We start from the raw sequence: 16,140 nt of genomic DNA, 5'->3' as shown, positions 1-16,140 counted from the left end.
CCCTGCCTACCCGGTCGCGGGTGCTGGCGCATCCGCGACCGGGCGGGGTCAGACGGTGAAGCCCCGCTGGCGACGCACCAGCTTCTTGAGCATGAACAGCGTCTGCAGCACGGTCAGCAGGTACAGCACCGGCCAGCCGATGGACAGGATCGCCGACTGGATCTGCACGGTCTGCTGGCTCCAGGCGTAGATCAGCACGGCGAACGTCGCTGCGGCGCACACCAGCGGCATGACGTAGGCCGAGCCGCGCCCTCGCTCGGCGGCGGCCTGGGCCGCCCAGTTGTCCTTGTCCGAGCGGGCGAAGAACTGCGTCCAGGCGGTCATGAAGTGCCCCATGCGCAGCCACATGTACAGCTCGGCGGGCACGACGAGCAGCGCGTAGAAGATGTCCGAGGCGCTCTTGTCGTGCATGGAGGCCGCGATGCGCAGGTTGAGCAGCGTGGCGACGGCCGGCGGGATCAGCCAGACGGGGTTGAACACGAACGCGTCGATCGACAGCGCGGCGGCCAGCAGCAGCAGGAACGCCATGCGGCTGACGATGTTGAAGACCATCGAGACGTTCTCGTACCAGCGCAGCCGCAGGTTGGGGTGCAGCGGTTGACCCTTGGTGTCCCCGCGCTGGCCGGGCCACAGCAGGTCGATGCCGCCGAAGTTCCACTTGACCTGCTGGCCGTGCAGCGCGCGCAGCGTGGTCATGGGTCCGACGTCGGCCCGGGCCCGGGCGCTGATCTTGGTGCTGTAGCCGGCGTCCTTGATCTGCAGCGAGAGCTTGGAGTCCTCGACCTCGGAGTCGCGCACCCACGGTGCCGCCTGGTGGTTGAGGTACATGACCTGCTCGAGGGCGCGGACGCTGAACAGGGAGCACTGGCCGCCCAACACGGCCATGTTGCGGCCGCGGATCAGGTTGTCCATGTTGAACCCGGCGAACTGCGCGCGCTGGCCGGCCACCAGGAACTTCGCCATCGGGCCCTGCACGGCCGACTTGTCGAAGGAGTAGATGGCCGACAGGCCGCCGATGCGCGGGTCGGTGACCATCTCCTTCTCCATCCACTCGACGCAGAAGCGGTCGAGGGTGGTGTCGCCGTCGACGCCGAGGATGTAGTCGTGCCCGCGGCTGACGTAGTAGCCGTAGTTGAGCGCGCCGACCTTCTTGTCGGGGTTCTCGCCGATGTCGTGCACGTGGACGACGGTGCTGAACCGCTCGCCCTTCACCGTCCGCTCGTGCTGGCCGGCGAACTCACCGGCGATCTCGGGGGTGTCGTCGTCGGTGTTGTTGATGACCACGTGCACGGTGTCCGGCGGCCGGGTCTGGGACAGGATCGACGTCAGCACCGCCCGGATCGTCGACTCCTCGTTGTAGGCGGGGATGACGCAGGCGATGGTGGCGTGCCGACGGGTCGAGCTCGACCGCTGGTCGGCGAACTCGGCGGGCACGAGCGTGCTGACGTCGGGGAGGTCCCCGCCGCTGCGGGCGAGCAGGGTGACCCGGTCGGTGGCGCGGCGCTGGCCCTGCACCAGGCCGGGGACGGCGAGCTCGGTCATGGGGTCTCCTCGGCGGGGGCGGGCAGGACGGGCAGGACGAGGCTGTCCAGGACGGTCTGGCGGAAGTAGCGCTGCGACCCGGGCTCGGTCTCCACGAGCAGGTCGAACTGGACGGCGAGGGTCACCGACGTGGCGGTCGCGCCGGACGGCGGCAGGCTGAGCACGGTGCCGTAGGTGAACGGCGGCTGGAGGGCGAACTCGCCCGAGTCGTCGACGACGTCGGCGCGGGTGGTCCCGTCGTCGAGGACGGCGGAGAACCGGGTCACGAGCACCTCGATCCCGGCGTCGGGGTCGCCGCCCTCGAGGTGGGCGGACAGCTGCACGGTCTTGGGGTCGGTGGCCGTCCAGGCGGTCGCCGTCTCCGTGGTCCACCAGTCGACGACGAGCTGGCGGTCGCCGGCCGGGAGGACGTGGGTCACCGATCCGGCATCGAGCTCGCCGGCCGGCCGGTCGGGGGTGGCCGGCGCGGCGACGACCGCGGCCAGCTCCTCGGCGCCGGCCGTGGTCGCCGGTGCCGACGTCGTCCGGGCCGGCGTGGCCGTGGCGGTGGGGGCGGACAGGGCCGGGCTCATGCTGACGTCGGGCAGCTCGCAGGCGCTGAGCGCGCCGACGCACAGCGCGACGGCTGCGGTCCGCAGCAGCGCGGGGCGCAGCCGGCGGTGGCGGGTTCGCGGGGGGCGGGGCATGTCGTGGGCGTCTCCTGGGAGCGGCACGGGCCGACCGGCGGGGCCGGACCTCGTGTCGGGGCGACGGGCCCGAGGGTTCGGGACGTCGTGGCGGCGCCGGGTCGACGGTGTCCCGGGCTCGCGAGGAGACTCATCGCCGGCCCGTCGGGGGGTCAAGGCCCACCCGGGAGACGGGACCCCTAGGGGGGTGGTGGGGGCCCGGAACCACCCGGGCGGGGGAGACGAGCGCGTCGCCGTCACCGTGCGTGGTGGCCGGTCGTGCGGGGCCGCAGACGCCGCGAGGCGGGGTGCGGCCCTCGGGCAGCACCCCGCCTCGCGGGGGTGGGACGGGTCAGACGGTGAAACCGCGCTGGCGGCGCACCAACTTCTTGATCATGAACAGCGTCTGCAGCACGGTGATGAGGTAGAGCACCGGCCAGCCGATGGACAGGATGGCCGACTGGATGCCCACGCTCTGCTGGCTCCAGGCGAAGATCAGCACCACGAACGTGGCCACCGCGCACACCAGGGGCATCACGTACTGCGACCCGCGGCCGCGCTCGGCAGCGGCCTGGGCGGCCCAGTTGTCCTTGTCCACCCGGGCGAAGAACTGCACCCACGCGGTGACGAAGTGGCCCATCCGGATCCACATGTAGACCTCGGCGGGGGCCACGAGCAGGGCGTAGAAGATGTCCGAGGCGCTCTTGTCGTGCATGGAGGCCGCGATGCGCAGGTTGAGCATCGTGGCCACCGCCGGCGGGATCAACCACACGGGGTTGAACACGAACGCGTCGATCGACAGGGCCGCGGCCAGCAGCAGCAGGAACGCCATGCGCGTGGTGATGTTGAAGACCATCGAGACGTTCTCGTACCAGCGCAGCCGCAGGTTGGGGTGCATCGGCTGGCCCTTGGTGTCCCCGCGCTGGCCGGGCCACAGCAGGTCGATGCCGCCGAAGTTCCACTTCACCTGCTGGCCGTGCAGGGCGCGCAGCGTGGTCATCGGGCCCACGAACGCGCGGGCCCGCGCGCTGATCTTGGTGTTGTAGCCGGCGTCCTTGATCTGCAGCGAGAGCTTGGAGTCCTCGACCTCGGAGTCGCGCACCCACGGCGCGGTCTGGTGGTTGAGGTACATGACCCGCTCGAGGGCGCGGACGCTGAACAGCGAGCACTGGCCGCCCAGCACGGCCATGTTGCGGCCGCGGACCAGGTTGTCCATGTTGAACCCGGCGAACTGCGCGCGCTGGCCGGCCACCAGGAACTTGGCCATCGGGCCCTGCACCGTGGACTTGTCGAAGGTGTAGATGGCCGACAGACCGCCGATGCGCTGGTCGGTGACCATCTCCTTCTCCAACCACTCCACGCAGCGGCGGTCGAGGGTGGTGTCACCGTCGACGCCGAGGATGTAGTCGTAGCCGCGGCTGACGTAGTAGCCGAAGTTCAGCGCGCCGACCTTCTTGTCGGGGTTCTCGCCGATGTCGTGCACGTAGACCTGGGTCGTGTACGTCTCGCCCTTGACGACCCGCTGGTGCTCGCCGACGTAGTCGGCGACGACCTCGGGGGTGTCGTCGTCGGTGTTGTTGATGACCACGTGGATCGCGTCCGGCGGCCGGGTCTGGGTGAGGATCGACGTCAGCACCGCAGCGATCGTCGACTCCTCGTTGTAGGCGGGGATGACGCAGCTGATGGTGGCGTGCCGGCGGGCCTGGTCGGAGTGCCGGCCGCCGAACTCCTCGGGCACCAGCGAGCTGATGTCGGGGACCTCGCCGCCGCTGCGGGCGAGCAGGTTGACGCGGTCGGTGGACCGCCGCATGTGGCTGACGACGAGCTCGGTCACGGGGCGTCCTCCGTGGGGTCGGGGCTGACGACGAGGGGGAGCACCAGGGTGTCGATCACCGTCTGGCGGTAGTAGCTGTCGGTGTTCCTGCCGGTCTCCACCAGCAGGTCGAACTGCACGGTGACGGTCACCGAGTCGGCACCGGGGTCGCTGGCGGGCAGCTCGAGCACGGTGCCGTAGGTGAACGGCGGCTGGAGGGCGAACTGGCCCCGGTCGTCGACGACGGTGGTGCGCGCGCTGCCGTCGTCGAGGACGGCGCTGAACCGGGTGACGTCGACGCGGATGGTCGACGCCGTCTGCTCCTGGCCCTCGAGGTGCGCCGAGAGCTGGATGGTCTTGGCCCCGGTGGGGGTCCACTGGTCGGCCTGCTGGGTGGTCCAGTAGTCGATCACCAGGGTGCGGTTGCCCGCCGCCTGCTGGTGGGTGACCGATCCGGCGTCGAGCTCACCCGAGGGGCGGACGGCGGTCGGCGCCGCCGCGGCTTGCTCCGCCCGCGCCGAGGGGGCCGCACCGGCGGCGGGGGAGGGCTGGTCCGACGACGCGGACGACGACGCGGACGACGCGGTCGACGAGGCCGCGGGGTCGGTGCTCATGCTGACGTCGGGCAACCAGCACCCGCTGAGCAGGCCCAGGGACAGGGGGAGCGCCACCAGTCCGGCGACGGTCCGGGTGGCGCGGGGGTGGGGTCGGCGGGAGCATCTCCGCACGGGACGTTCTCCTTCGGGCGCGGCCGGGCGGCCACGGGTCGAGCGATGACGGACGGGGGTCATCGGCGACCCCGAGGACCACGTGGCGCGCCTCGGCGGCCCAGCGGTCGGCCAGACAGTGTTACCGAGAGTGACCGTTGTCAAGAGGTCCTGGTGCGCCTCGGTCATGCTGGTGGCGCTGCGCGTCCGCTCGGTTGTGGAGCGTTCACCTACCGGGCGCGCACCAACCATGGTGGTGACGGTCGGTGACTGCGCGACAGCGGATCAGACCGGCTGGATCCGCAAGGTCAGGGCGCGGCGTCCGGCCTCGGTGCGGGCGGTGGCCAGCCGCTCGTCGCTCGGCGTCCCGTAGTCGGTGGTGCGCTGGCGGGCCGGGCGACCGATGGCCGCGGCCAGCGCCTCGAGCTCGGCGACGGTCTTCAGCGAGCCGTTGTCGCTGCCGGCCATCCGGCTGATGGTCTCCTCCATCAGCGTGCCGCCGAGGTCGTCGGCCCCGCCCTGCAGCACCACCTGGGTGCCGGCGTCGCCGAGCTTGACCCACGAGGTCTGGACGTGCGGGATGCGGCCGTGCAGCAGGAGGCGGGCGACGGCGTGCACGGCCCGGTTCTCCCGCATGGTCGGCCCCGGGCGGGCGACGCCGGCGAGGTAGACCGGGGAGTTGTGGTGCACGAAGGGCAGCAGCACGAACTCGCGGAACCCGCCGGTGCGGTCCTGCAGCGCGGCCAGGGTGCGCAGGTGGGCGACCCAGTGGTGGGGGGCGTCGACGTGGCCGTACATCATCGTCGAGGTCGAGGGGATGCCGACCTCGTGCGCGGTCTGCACGATCTCCAGCCAGGTCGCGGTCGGCAGCTTGCCCTTGGTGAGCACCCAGCGGACGTCGTCGTCGAGGATCTCGGCGGCGGTGCCGGGGATGGAGTCCAGCCCGGCCTCCTTCGCGGCCAGCAGGAAGTCGCGGAAGGACAGCCCGGTGCGGGCCGCGCCGTTGACGATCTCCATCGGCGAGTAGGCGTGCAGGTGGATGCCGGGCTGGCGGCGCTTCACCTCCCGCGCCAGGTCCAGGTAGGCGGTGCCGGGCAGGTCGGGGTGGATGCCGCCCTGCATGCAGATCTCGGTCGCCCCGCCGGCCCACGCCTCGTCGACCCGGTCGCCGACCTGGTCGAGGGACAGGGTGTAGGCGTCGGCGTCGGTGCGCCGCTGGGCGAAGGCGCAGAACCGGCAGCCGGTGTAGCAGACGTTGGTGAAGTTGATGTTCCGGTTCACCACGTAGGTGACGTCGTCGCCGACGGTGTCCCGGCGGACGGCGTCGGCCAGCGCGGCCAGGGCGTCGAGGTCCGGGCCGTCGGCGCCGAGCAGGGCCAGGTACTGGGCGTCGGTCAGACCGGCCGGGTCGGCCTCGGCCCGGGCGAGGGCGGCGTGCACCTCGGGGTCCCCGGCGGGGATCGCGGTCGAGGTCCCGGTGCGGGCCGCGGTGGTGCGGTCGCGCAGCTCGGACCAGTCGCCGTAGACGGCGTCGAAGTCGCCGCGCCGCTCGGTGCTGCGGCCCTCGGTGTCGATGGCGGTGTGCAGGTCGACCCGGCCGCTGGCGGTCCAGGCGTCGTCCGGCTCCTGCCACGGGAGACCCACCGGACGACGCCCCTCGACCGCCAGGCCGTCGGGTCCGGCCAGCGCGCTGACGTGCGGGCGCACCCGGGGGTCCAGCCACGGCTCGGGCTGCTGCACGTAGCCGGGCCCTGCTGCCAGCCGCTCGCGGAGGGTGAACCCGGCCCGCGCGGTCAGCTCGGCCAGCACGTCGACGTTCGGCCAGGGCCGCTCGGGGTTGACGTGGTCGGGCGTGAGCGGGGAGACCCCGCCCCAGTCGTCGACCCCGGCCCGCAGCAGCAGGCCCAGCTCGGCCGCGTCGGTGAGGTTCGGCGGCGCCTGCACCCGGTGCCTGGGGCCCAGCAGCAGGCGGGTCACCGCGACCGCGGCCAGGTACTCCTGCAGCGCGAGGTCGTCGGCGGCGGCCATGGCGGTGCGCGGCTTGGCCCGGAAGTTCTGCACGATCGTCTCCTGCACGTGCCCGTGCCGCTGCGCGGACTCCCGGATGCGCAGCACGGCGTCGACCCGCTCGGCGGGGGTCTCGCCGATGCCCAGCAGCACGCCGGTGGTGAACGGGACGGCGGAGCGGCCGGCGTCCTCGAGCACGCGCAGCCGCACGGCCGGGTCCTTGTCCGGGGAGCCGAAGTGCGGGCCGCCGGGCTCGCTGAACAGCCGGGTGGCGGTGGTCTCGAGCATCATGCCCATCGACGCCGACACCGGCTTGAGCCGCTGGATCTCCTCCCACGACAGCACGCCGGGGTTGAGGTGGGGGAGCAGCCCGGTCTCCTCCAGCACCCGGATCGCCATCGCCCGCAGGTAGCCCAGGGTGGACTCGTAGCCGTGCGCCTCCAGCCACTCCGCGGCCACCGGCCAGCGGTCCTCGGGCCGGTCGCCGAGGGTGAACAGCGCCTCCTTGCAACCCAGCGCGGCGCCGTCCCGGGCGACCTGCAGCACCTCGTCGGGGGACAGGAACGGCGCCGCGCCCTCGGCGCGCAGCTGGCCGGGCGTGGTGACGAACGTGCAGTAGTGGCAACGGTCGCGGCACAGCCGGGTCAGCGGGATGAACACCTTGCGGCTGTAGGTGACCACGCCCGGTCGCCCCGCGGAGGCGAGCCCGGCGTCGCGCACCCGGCCGGCGGCGGCCAGCAGCCGGTCCAGCGGTTCACCCTCGCCCAGGCCGCGGGCCGACAGCAGGGTCTCGGCCTCGACGGCGTCCAGCGTGCTGCCCCGCTCGGCGCGGACCAGTGCTCGACGGACGGCGGACTCGGAGAACGGTGCGTCGGTCATCGACTCCGAACGCTAGACCCGCCGCGCCACCGCGGTGGTGGCGGAGCCCCGCGGCGGGACGCTGCCTGCGGGCGGACGCCGGGGTGCTCCCGGGCGCAGCGATGGGTGAGTGCGCGCCGGGGCGGCCCTCGAGCGGCCGTGACCCGCACCGGCGCGCAGCCACGTGGGAGTGCGCGCCCCGGCGGCGTCGGCCATCTGCGTACCCGCCTGCGGGCGCACCTGCGGGCCTGGTGCGGGCTGGTGCGGGCTGGCGCGCGCCTGGTGCGCCCGGGTCAGGGACGGCGGAAGGTGCTGCCGGTGCCGTCGGTCCAGCGGCCGCGCAGCCGCAGCAGGGGGTCGCGGCGCTCGTCGAGCACCGGGACGGCGAGCACCTCCAGCAGCACCAGGGTGTGGTCGCCGGCCTCGACCGTGCTGTGCACCCGGCAGTCCAGCGCCGCCACCCCGTGCTCCAGCACGATGCCGCCGCTGTGCTCGGCCCGGCGCCACGGCACCCCCTCCAGTAGGTGGCGGGCGCTGGGCCGGCCCGCCGAGGCGAAGCGGCTGGCCAGGATCTCGTGCTCGGTGGCCAGGAACGTGAGCGCGCCCGTGCCGACGGTCTCGAGCACCTCGAGCGGGTAGCCGCCGGTGGTCAGCGCCAGGGCCACCAGCGGCGGGTCGACCGAGACGCTCATCAGCGAGGTGACCGTCGTCCCGACGTCGTCGATGTCGTCCTGGACGGCCAGCAGCGCGACCCCCGCCGCGTACTGCCGCAGGGCTGGGGCGAACTCGACCGGCATGCGGCCAGTCGACCACACCCCGAGGATGGTCGGGTGAGCACCGAGCAGACCTTCGACGTGATCGTGATCGGGGCCGGCTCGACCGGCGAGAACGTGGCCGACACCGTGGTGCGGGGCGGGTTGTCCGCCGCGGTCGTGGAGAGCGAGCTCGTCGGCGGCGAGTGCTCCTACTGGGCCTGCATGCCCAGCAAGGCGCTGCTGCGCGGCACCGAGGTGCTCGAGGAGGCGCGGGCGGTGTCCGGGGCCGCGGCAGCGGTGAGCGGCCAGCAGGACTTGCGGGCCACCCTGGAGCGGCGGAACTCCTTCACCGGCAACTGGGACGACTCCGGCCAGGCGCAGTGGGTCGAGGGGGCCGGCATCACCCTGGTCCGCGGTGCGGGCCGGCTCGACGGCGAGAAGCGGGTGGTCGTCCGCGCGGCGGACGGCACCGAGACCGTGCTGGTGGCGAACCACGCGGTGGCGGTGTGCACCGGCTCGGCGGCCGCCGTCCCGCCGCTGGACGGCATCGAGGACGTCGACGTCTGGACCGCCCGCGAGGCGACCAGCGCCCAGGAGGCCCCCGGCCGGCTGGTCATCCTCGGCGGCGGCGTGGTCGGCGTCGAGATGGCCACCGCGTGGTCGGCGCTGGGGTCGCAGGTCACCCTCCTCCAGCGCGGCGACCGGCTGCTCGCGGGCCAGGAGCCCGAGGCCGGCGACGCGGTCGCCGAGTCGCTGCGGGGCCGCGGGGTCGACGTCCGGCTGGGCACCTCGGTGTCGGCGGTGCGCCGGGACGGCGACGACGTCGTCGTGGTCACCAGCGCCGGCGAGGTGCGCGGTGACCGGTTCCTCGTCGCCGCCGGCCGCACGGCGCGCACCGAGGACATCGGCGTGGAGATCGTCGGGCTGACCGCGGGGGAGTACCTCGACGTCGACGACTCGATGCGGGTGCGCGGGGTCGACTGGCTGTACGGCATCGGCGACGTCAACGGCCGCGCGCTGCTCACCCACATGGGCAAGTACCAGGCCCGGCAGGGCGGTGCGGCGATCGTGGCGCGGGCGCAGGGCCACCAGGTGTCGCTGGCCGACTGGTCGCAGTTCGCCGCCACCGCCGACCACGCAGCCGTCCCGCAGGTGACCTTCTCGATCCCGCAGGTCGCCTCGGTGGGCATCACCGCGGCCCAGGCGGAGGAGCGCGGCCTGCCGCACACCGTCGTCCGGTACGAGCTGGGGGACGTGGCCGGGTCGGCGCTGTTCGCCGACGGCTACACCGGGAAGGCCGTCGCCGTCGTCGACACCGATCGGGACGTGCTGCTCGGCGTCACCTTCGTCGGGCCCGGGGTGTCGGAGATGCTGCAGGCGGCGACCGTCGCCGTGGTCGGTGAGGTGCCGATCAGCCGGCTGTGGCACGCCGTCCCCGCCTACCCCACGATGAACGAGGTCTGGCTCCGGCTGCTGGAGACCCTCCGCGGTTGACCTACGGCAGCGGGAACGGGTCGTTCGAGGGGGCGGGGAGGTCGCCGTCCACCGTCGCGGTGACCGTCATGCGGCCCAGCGTGGCCCGGCCGCCGAACAGCGACAGGAACGCGGTGTCGGCGGCGTCCCGGCCGTGGCAGATGCGCACCAGCGACGACGTCGGCGCCAACCGGGTGGGGTCGACGGTCTTCCACACCCCGTCGACGTCGGCCTCGACCACGGCGTGGAAGTCCATCGGCGTCAGGCCCGGGGCGTACACGGCGACCAGCCGGGCCGGCACCTCCAGCGCGCGCAGCAGCATCACGGTCAGGTGGGTGTAGTCCCGGCACACGCCCGAGCCGGCCAGCAGCGTGTCGATGGCGGTGTCGACCGGCCGGCTGGCACCCGCGACGTAGACCAGCCGGTCGCTGACCCACTGCGCCACGGTGCGCACCAGCTCGGTGCGGTCGGCGTCCTGGTCGAACTCGCGGGAGGCGTACCCCTCGACCTGGTCCGACGGGCAGTAGCGGGAGGGGCGCACGTACTCGGCGCGGTCGGCGGCGGTCACCTCCACCGGGCCGCCGCCGGGCGCCGCGGTCGCCGTGTAGGCGATCGTCGTCTCGCCGGCGGCGAGCTCCAGCTCGTGCACCCGGGCGCCGTGCACCTGGGTCTCGACGGCGGCGCGCGGGGTGCCGGCCGACACGACGGTCAGCTCCTCGGTGGCGGGGGCGGCGACGGCGACCTGCAGCAGGGCCCGGGTGGGGACCGGGGTGGACACGGTCAGGGTGCAGGCGACGTCGGTGCGCATGGGTGCCGATCATCCCCGGTGGCGCGGGGGAGAGGATGCACCGGTGACGTGGCAGCGGTTCGTGGCGGTCGGGGACTCCTTCACCGAGGGCGTCGGTGACCCCGGTCCCGGGGACGCCCTCGTCGGCTGGGCCGACCGGCTGGCCGCGCTGCTGTCGGCGGCGCAGAGCGGGGTCGAGTACGCCAACCTCGCCGTCCGCGGCCGCCTGCTGGGGCAGGTCGTCGACGAGCAGGTCCCCGTCGCCCTGGCGCTCCGACCGGACCTGGTGAGCATCGTGGCCGGCGGCAACGACCTGCTGCGGCCCGGCGCCGACCCCGATGCGTTGGCCGCGGTCATGGAGGAGGCTGTGGTGGCGCTGCGGGCCACCGGGGCCGACGTGCTGCTGGCCACCGGTGTCGACCCCCGGGCCACCCCGCTGATCGGGCGCACCCGCGGCCGCTCGGCCACCTACAACGCGCACCTGTGGTCGATCGCGGCCCGGCACGGCGCGCACGTGCTGGACCAGTGGGGCGCGGCCTGGGTGCAGGACGCCCGGATGTGGGACGTCGACCGCCTGCACCTGGCGCCCGAGGGCCACCGGCGCACCGCCCTGGCCGCCGCGGCGGCCCTGGGGCTCGACGTCGACCCGTCCTGGGCGGTCCCGCTGGACCCTGCTCCGCAGCTGCCGCGCCGCGAGCGCGTGGCCGGGGAGCTGGCGTGGGTGCGGTCCTTCGTCGTCCCGTGGGTGGGCCGGCGGCTGCGCGGCCGGTCGTCGGGGGACGGCCGGACGGCGAAGCGCCCGGTGCCGACCCCGGTCTGACGGCTCAGGCGGTGGCGGTCGCGGCGTCCGGGGTCGGGAGCGGGGCGGGCCGTCCGAAGGCGTAGCCCTGGGCCATCGTGCAGCCGTGCTCGCGCAGCCAGGTCGCCTGGTCCTCGTCCTCGATGCCCTCGGCGATGACCTCCAGACCCATGCCCTGGCCCAGCTGCAGCAGGCCCTGCACGAGCGCGGCGGTGGAGGGCTCGGTGACCACGTCGGCGACGAACGAGCGGTCGATCTTCACCGTGTGGATGGGCAACCGGTGCAGCGCGGTGATCGCCGAGTAGCCCGTGCCGAAGTCGTCGAGGGCGAGGGTGACCCCGCTGGCGGTGACCTCGGAGACCGAGCGCAGCGTCGCCTCGGCGGCGAACAGCGCGGTCGACTCGGTGATCTCCAGCTCCAGCCGGCCCGACTCCAGCCCCGACTCCGCCAGCGCCGCCGCGACCAGCTCGGAGAAGCCGGGCTCGGCCAGGTGGCGGGCGGAGATGTTCACGTGCACGCGCAGCCCGGGGTCCCAGCCGGCGGCGTCGACGCAGGCCTGCCGCAGCACCCAGGCACCCAGCTTGGAGGTCAGCCGGTTGTTCTCGGCCGCCGCGAGGAAGGCACCGGGGGGCAGCAGCCCGCGGGTGGGGTGCTGCCAGCGGATCAGGGCCTCGTAGCCCAGCAGCGTCTCGTCCGACAGCGCCACGATGGGTTGGTAGAAGAGGCGGAGCTCGCCGGCGTCCACGGCGTGCCGCAGGTCGCTCTCCAGCTGCAGCTGGTCGACGTCGCCGTCGGACAGCGCGTCGTCGTGCACCTCGACGCGCCCGCGCCCGCCGCCGGCCTTCGCCCTGGTGAGCGCCCCGTGCGCCTGCTTGAGCAGGGCGTCGGGAGCGGCGTCCTGGCCCAGGGTCAGGCCCATGCTCGCCGACAGCACGATCTCGCGGTCGTTGACGTGGAAGGGGTCGTCGAGCACGCGCATGAGCCGGTCGGCCAGGGTGCGCAGGCCGTCGATGTCGACGACCTCCTCGGCCAGCACCAAGAACTCGTCGGCGCCCAGCCGGACGGCGGTGTCCTCGACGCGCGTGGACCAGCGGAGCCGGTCGGCGACCTGGCACAGCAGCTGGTCACCGGCCTCGTGGCCGAGGGAGTCGTTGACCGCCTTGAACCGGTCGAGGTCGAGGTAGACCAGCCCGACGGGGGTGTCCTTGCGGCGGGACAGGTTCAGCGCGTGCTGCAACCTGTCGGTCAGCGAGCGCCGGTTGGGCAGCCCGGTGAGGGGGTCGGTGAGCGCCCGGCGCACGAGGTCCTCCTCGGCGCGCCGGCGGTCGGTCACGTCGACCAGCGACAGGACGACGAAGTGCGGGTCGCCGTTGGTGCGGTGCACCAGCTCGCGGGCCTGCTGCACCCACAGCGTCGTGCCGTCGGCGCGCTGCAGCCGGCGCTCGCCCAGCACCTGCAGGTGCGGGTCCAGCGGCACCGCGCCGGCGACGGGGTCGCCCAGCTGGTCCTCGACCGGGACGTCGTCGGGGTGGGCCAGCAGGTCGACGTGCTGGCCGATCAGCTCCTCCGGGGTGCGACCGGTGAGTGCGCACAGCGCCGGGTTGACGACGAGCAGCCGGCCGTCGGTGCCCACCACCGCCTTGCCGATCGGGGCCGAGAGGAACAGCGCGCGGAACAGCTGGCCGCGGTCGGCCAGCAGCGTGTCGACGGCCCGGGGCCCGCTGGGGTCGCCGGGGATGCCCGGCGGGGTCGGCGGGACGGAGAGGCTCACTCGGACACTCTCGCCCATGAACAGGGCTGGACTGCGCAATTCCGGTGGGTGCGTCGCGTTGTCGTCGGCAGGTTCCGTCACAACTTGGGGTGGTTGTCGTCAGCTGTGCTCTGCGAGGTGCGTGGGGGTGGTGTGGTCGGAGTCGCAGGGCGGGCCGGAACAGCCGGCTCGCCACCGCCGCTGCGTTGGGACATGGACCTGTTCTCCCCCGTGCAGCTCGGTGACCTCGAGCTCGCCAACCGTGTCGTGATGGCCCCCCTGACCCGCACCCGCTCCGGCGAGTCCGGGATCCCCGGCGACCTCGTCGTCGAGCACTACGCGCAGCGCGCCGGCCTCGGCCTCATCGTCACCGAGGGCACCTACCCCAGCCACGAGTCCCGCTCCTACCCCGGCCAGCCCGGCATCGTCACCGACGAGCAGGCCGCCGGGTGGGCCCGCGTGGCCGACGCCGTGCACGCCCGCGGCGGCAAGCTGGTCATGCAGGTGATGAACGGCGGCCGGGTCTCCCACCCCGCGATCACCGGCACCGACCGCATCGTCGCGCCGTCGGCGATCGCCGTCCCCGGGGAGGTGCGCACCCCGCAGGGCAAGCTGCCCTACCCGGTGCCGCACGCGCTGACCACGGAGGAGGCCGTGGCGGTCAAGGCCGAGTTCGTGGCCGCGGCCCGCCGCGCCGTCGACGCCGGGCTGGACGGCGTGGAGGTGCACGGGGCCAACGGCTACCTGCTGCACGAGTTCCTCGGTGCCGACTCCAACACCCGCACCGACGTCTACGGCGGCAGCCCGCAGGCCCGCGCGCGCTTCGTCGCCGAGGTCGTCACCGAGGTCGCGGCCGAGATCGGCGCCGGCCGGGTCGGCCTGCGCATCTCCCCGCAGCACGGCGTGCAGGGCGTGGTCGAGCCCGACGCCGACGACGTCGCCGCCACCTACGGCGCCCTGGTCGACGCGCTCGCCCCGCTCGGCCTGGCTTACCTCTCAGTGCTGCACCAGGACCCCGCCGGTGCGCTGGTGCAGGACCTCCGGCGCCGGTTCGGGGGCCCCTTCATGGTCAACACCGGGTTCGCCACGCCCACCGAGCGGGAGGACGCCCTCGGCTACGTCGGCGACGGCCTCGCCGACGTCGTCGCCGTGGGCCGGGCCGTGATCGCCAACCCCGACCTGGTCGAGCGCTGGGTCGGCGGGCATCCGGAGAACGCGCCCGACCCCTCGACCTTCTACGGCGACGGGGCGAAGGGGTACACCGACTACCCGACGCTCGCCCAGGTCTGACGCACACCCACCGGGGCCCGACCGCAGCAGCGCGGTCGGGCCCCGGTGCTGCACGGGAACACCACCAGGTGGTTGAGTGTTCAAGTGGTCGATCGAGGAGGTCACCCCATGGACAAGAAGATCGGTTTCCTCAGCTTCGGGAACTGGAACCCCGGCCGGGGGTCGCAGGTGCGCACCGGGCGCGAGGCGCTGGTGCAGAGCGTCGAGCTGGCGGTGGCCGCCGAGGAGCTCGGCCTGGACGGCGCCTTCTTCCGCGTGCACCACTTCGCCCGCCAGCTCGCTGCGCCGTTCCCGCTCCTGGCCGCCGTCGCGGCCCGCACCTCGCGCATCGAGATCGGCACCGGCGTCATCGACATGCGGTACGAGAACCCGCTGTACATGGCCGAGGAGGCGGCGATCACCGACCTGCTCTCCGACGGCCGGCTGCAGCTGGGCATCAGCCGGGGGTCACCGGAGACCGCGCTGCGCGGCGCGACCTCGTTCGGCTACCGCTTCGACGACGACGGCGGCGACCTCGCGAGGGCGCACACCGAGCTGTTCCGGGCCGCGATCGCCGGCGCCGGGGTGGCCGACGCCGACCCGCGGATGACCGGCGGGGTGAGCGGCAAGCTCGGCATCCAGCCGCAGTCGACCGGCCTGGGTGACCGCATCTGGTGGGGGTCGGGCACCCGCGGCACGGCCGAGTGGACCGGGCAGCAGGGCATGAACCTCATGAGCTCGACGCTGCTCACCGAGGACACCGGCATCCCGTTCGACGAGCTGCAGGCCGAGCAGATCGAGCGCTACCGCGCCGCCTTCGAGGGCGCGGGGTGGGGCCGCGAGCCCCGGGTGTCGGTGAGCCGCAGCGTGATGCCGGTGACCACCGACGAGGACCGGATGTACTTCGGCGACCGCTCGGGGGAGGACCAGGTGGGCATCCTCGACGGCATGCGGTCGAGGTTCGGCAAGACCTACGCCGGCCCGCCCGACCAGCTGGCCGAGGAGCTGGCCAAGGACGCCGCCGTGCGGGAGGCCGACACGCTGCTGCTCACGGTGCCGAACATGCTCGGCGTCGACTACAACGTCCGGCTGCTGGAGACCGTCGCCCGCGAGGTCGCCCCGGCCATCGGCTGGACGCCGTCGCGTTGAGGCAGCGGCACGAGGGCCCCGCACCCGGGTGGGTGCGGGGCCCTCGTCGGTGCGGGGTGGCGTGCGGTCAGGCCTGCTCGCGGATGCCGAACTGCAGACGGCCCTCGTCGTCGGCCGCGGCGTCCAGGGTCTTGCTCGCCAGCGCCGCGGACGCCGTGCCGTCGAGGAACACCCGCGCACTGCGCCCCTGGACGTCGGCGGCCTCGACCACCTCGTCGGCGGGCTCGGGACCGGCGGTGAGCGCCAGCTCCAGGGCGGGGCCGGCCTCGGCGGAGTCGCTGATGCGCAGGCCGGCGTCGGTGGGGGCCTGCGCCCCGTCGACCAGGGTGCTGATGGCGGTTGCTGCGTTCTCGGTCATGGTCAGCATGCCCTCGACGGTGCCAGCGCTCCGGGGGGTCCGTCGAGCCGACGTCCGCCCGGGCGTGTCGGTGGCAGCTGCGCGCCCGGCAGGAATCGAACCTGCGACCAAGGGATTAGAAGTCCGCCGGAGTGCAGTTCGGAGCTGTCCGGGACTGACCGGATGCGCTGGTCAGCGAGTCGTACTGTTCGGAACTGGACGATACCGA

Annotated in this window: 13 protein-coding genes; 4 read left to right on the top strand and 9 right to left on the bottom strand. The window is 73.7% G+C overall.

What is annotated here, in order from left to right; genetic code table 11:
• Positions 1-48: 48 nt before the first annotated feature.
• From TEK04_RS16280 to TEK04_RS16255, 6 genes are all read right to left on the bottom strand, one after another.
• On the bottom strand, positions 49-1,542 hold the full coding sequence (locus TEK04_RS16280) for a glycosyltransferase family 2 protein (protein WP_336405404.1): 1,494 nt from the start codon (positions 1,540-1,542) through the stop codon (positions 49-51).
• Positions 1,539-2,228 (bottom strand): hypothetical protein, encoded by a 690-nt coding sequence (locus TEK04_RS16275; protein WP_336405403.1) that lies wholly within the window; start codon positions 2,226-2,228, stop codon positions 1,539-1,541. The genes TEK04_RS16280 and TEK04_RS16275 overlap by 4 nt, the downstream gene beginning before the upstream one ends.
• A gap of 331 nt (positions 2,229-2,559) precedes the next feature.
• A complete protein-coding gene (locus TEK04_RS16270) occupies positions 2,560-4,041 on the bottom strand; it encodes a glycosyltransferase family 2 protein (protein WP_336405402.1) in 1,482 nt (493 codons plus the stop codon).
• Positions 4,038-4,691, bottom strand: a complete 654-nt coding sequence (locus tag TEK04_RS16265) for a hypothetical protein (protein ID WP_336405401.1) — start codon at positions 4,689-4,691, stop codon at positions 4,038-4,040. The genes TEK04_RS16270 and TEK04_RS16265 overlap by 4 nt, the downstream gene beginning before the upstream one ends.
• 321 nt (positions 4,692-5,012) lie before the next feature.
• Positions 5,013-7,613, bottom strand: coding sequence for a bifunctional FO biosynthesis protein CofGH (locus tag TEK04_RS16260; protein WP_336405400.1), 2,601 nt, complete (start codon positions 7,611-7,613; stop codon positions 5,013-5,015).
• 272 nt (positions 7,614-7,885) lie between these two features.
• The gene (locus TEK04_RS16255) at positions 7,886-8,389 is read right to left on the bottom strand and encodes a flavin reductase family protein (protein ID WP_336405399.1); all 504 of its coding nucleotides are present in this window, start codon (positions 8,387-8,389) and stop codon (positions 7,886-7,888) included.
• 33 nt (positions 8,390-8,422) lie between these two features.
• Here TEK04_RS16255 and TEK04_RS16250 point away from each other — a divergent pair, with 33 nt between their 5' ends.
• Positions 8,423-9,841, top strand: coding sequence for a dihydrolipoyl dehydrogenase family protein (locus TEK04_RS16250; protein WP_336405398.1), 1,419 nt, complete (start codon positions 8,423-8,425; stop codon positions 9,839-9,841).
• A 1-nt stretch (position 9,842) separates the two neighbouring features.
• On the opposite strand, the gene TEK04_RS16245 is transcribed toward TEK04_RS16250, so the two are convergent.
• Positions 9,843-10,628, bottom strand: coding sequence for a transglutaminase-like domain-containing protein (locus TEK04_RS16245; protein ID WP_336405397.1), 786 nt, complete (start codon positions 10,626-10,628; stop codon positions 9,843-9,845).
• Between the two features lie 43 nt (positions 10,629-10,671).
• Between TEK04_RS16245 and TEK04_RS16240 the strand changes: the two genes are divergently transcribed.
• Positions 10,672-11,427 carry an SGNH/GDSL hydrolase family protein gene (locus tag TEK04_RS16240; RefSeq protein ID WP_336405396.1) on the top strand — a complete coding sequence of 252 codons (756 nt, stop codon included), beginning with the start codon at positions 10,672-10,674 and terminating at the stop codon, positions 11,425-11,427.
• A 4-nt stretch (positions 11,428-11,431) separates the two neighbouring features.
• Here the strand turns inward: TEK04_RS16240 and TEK04_RS16235 are convergent, their stop codons facing one another.
• A complete protein-coding gene (locus TEK04_RS16235) occupies positions 11,432-13,177 on the bottom strand; it encodes a putative bifunctional diguanylate cyclase/phosphodiesterase (RefSeq protein WP_336405395.1) in 1,746 nt (581 codons plus the stop codon).
• 192 nt (positions 13,178-13,369) lie between these two features.
• On the opposite strand from TEK04_RS16235, the gene TEK04_RS16230 reads away from it, so the two are divergent.
• Entirely contained in the window at positions 13,370-14,446 is a 1,077-nt protein-coding gene (locus TEK04_RS16230; RefSeq protein ID WP_336405394.1) for an alkene reductase, read from the top strand.
• Positions 14,447-14,554: 108 nt separating this feature from the next.
• Positions 14,555-15,574, top strand: coding sequence for an LLM class flavin-dependent oxidoreductase (locus tag TEK04_RS16225; RefSeq protein ID WP_336405393.1), 1,020 nt, complete (start codon positions 14,555-14,557; stop codon positions 15,572-15,574).
• Between the two features lie 67 nt (positions 15,575-15,641).
• Here the strand turns inward: TEK04_RS16225 and TEK04_RS16220 are convergent, their stop codons facing one another.
• The gene (locus TEK04_RS16220; protein ID WP_336405392.1) at positions 15,642-15,941 is read right to left on the bottom strand and encodes a Fe-S cluster assembly protein HesB; all 300 of its coding nucleotides are present in this window, start codon (positions 15,939-15,941) and stop codon (positions 15,642-15,644) included.
• Positions 15,942-16,140 lie beyond the last annotated feature (199 nt).

The organism is Klenkia sesuvii (assembly GCF_037083825.1).
Lineage (GTDB): Bacteria > Actinomycetota > Actinomycetes > Mycobacteriales > Geodermatophilaceae > Klenkia > Klenkia sesuvii.
This window is presented reverse-complemented; position numbering and strand designations above follow the sequence as displayed.

Excerpts from the sequence above, each read along its gene's own strand:
- TEK04_RS16225 (WP_336405393.1), top strand. The coding sequence starts at position 14,555 with ATGGACAAGAAGATCGGTTTCCTCAGCTTCGGGAACTGGAACCCCGGC.
- TEK04_RS16260 (WP_336405400.1), bottom strand. The coding sequence starts at position 7,613 with ATGACCGACGCACCGTTCTCCGAGTCCGCCGTCCGTCGAGCACTGGTC.
- TEK04_RS16280 (WP_336405404.1), bottom strand. The coding sequence starts at position 1,542 with ATGACCGAGCTCGCCGTCCCCGGCCTGGTGCAGGGCCAGCGCCGCGCC.
- TEK04_RS16220 (WP_336405392.1), bottom strand. The coding sequence starts at position 15,941 with ATGCTGACCATGACCGAGAACGCAGCAACCGCCATCAGCACCCTGGTC.
- TEK04_RS16275 (WP_336405403.1), bottom strand. The coding sequence starts at position 2,228 with ATGCCCCGCCCCCCGCGAACCCGCCACCGCCGGCTGCGCCCCGCGCTG.
- TEK04_RS16230 (WP_336405394.1), top strand. The coding sequence starts at position 13,370 with ATGGACCTGTTCTCCCCCGTGCAGCTCGGTGACCTCGAGCTCGCCAAC.
- TEK04_RS16255 (WP_336405399.1), bottom strand. The coding sequence starts at position 8,389 with ATGCCGGTCGAGTTCGCCCCAGCCCTGCGGCAGTACGCGGCGGGGGTC.
- TEK04_RS16245 (WP_336405397.1), bottom strand. The coding sequence starts at position 10,628 with ATGCGCACCGACGTCGCCTGCACCCTGACCGTGTCCACCCCGGTCCCC.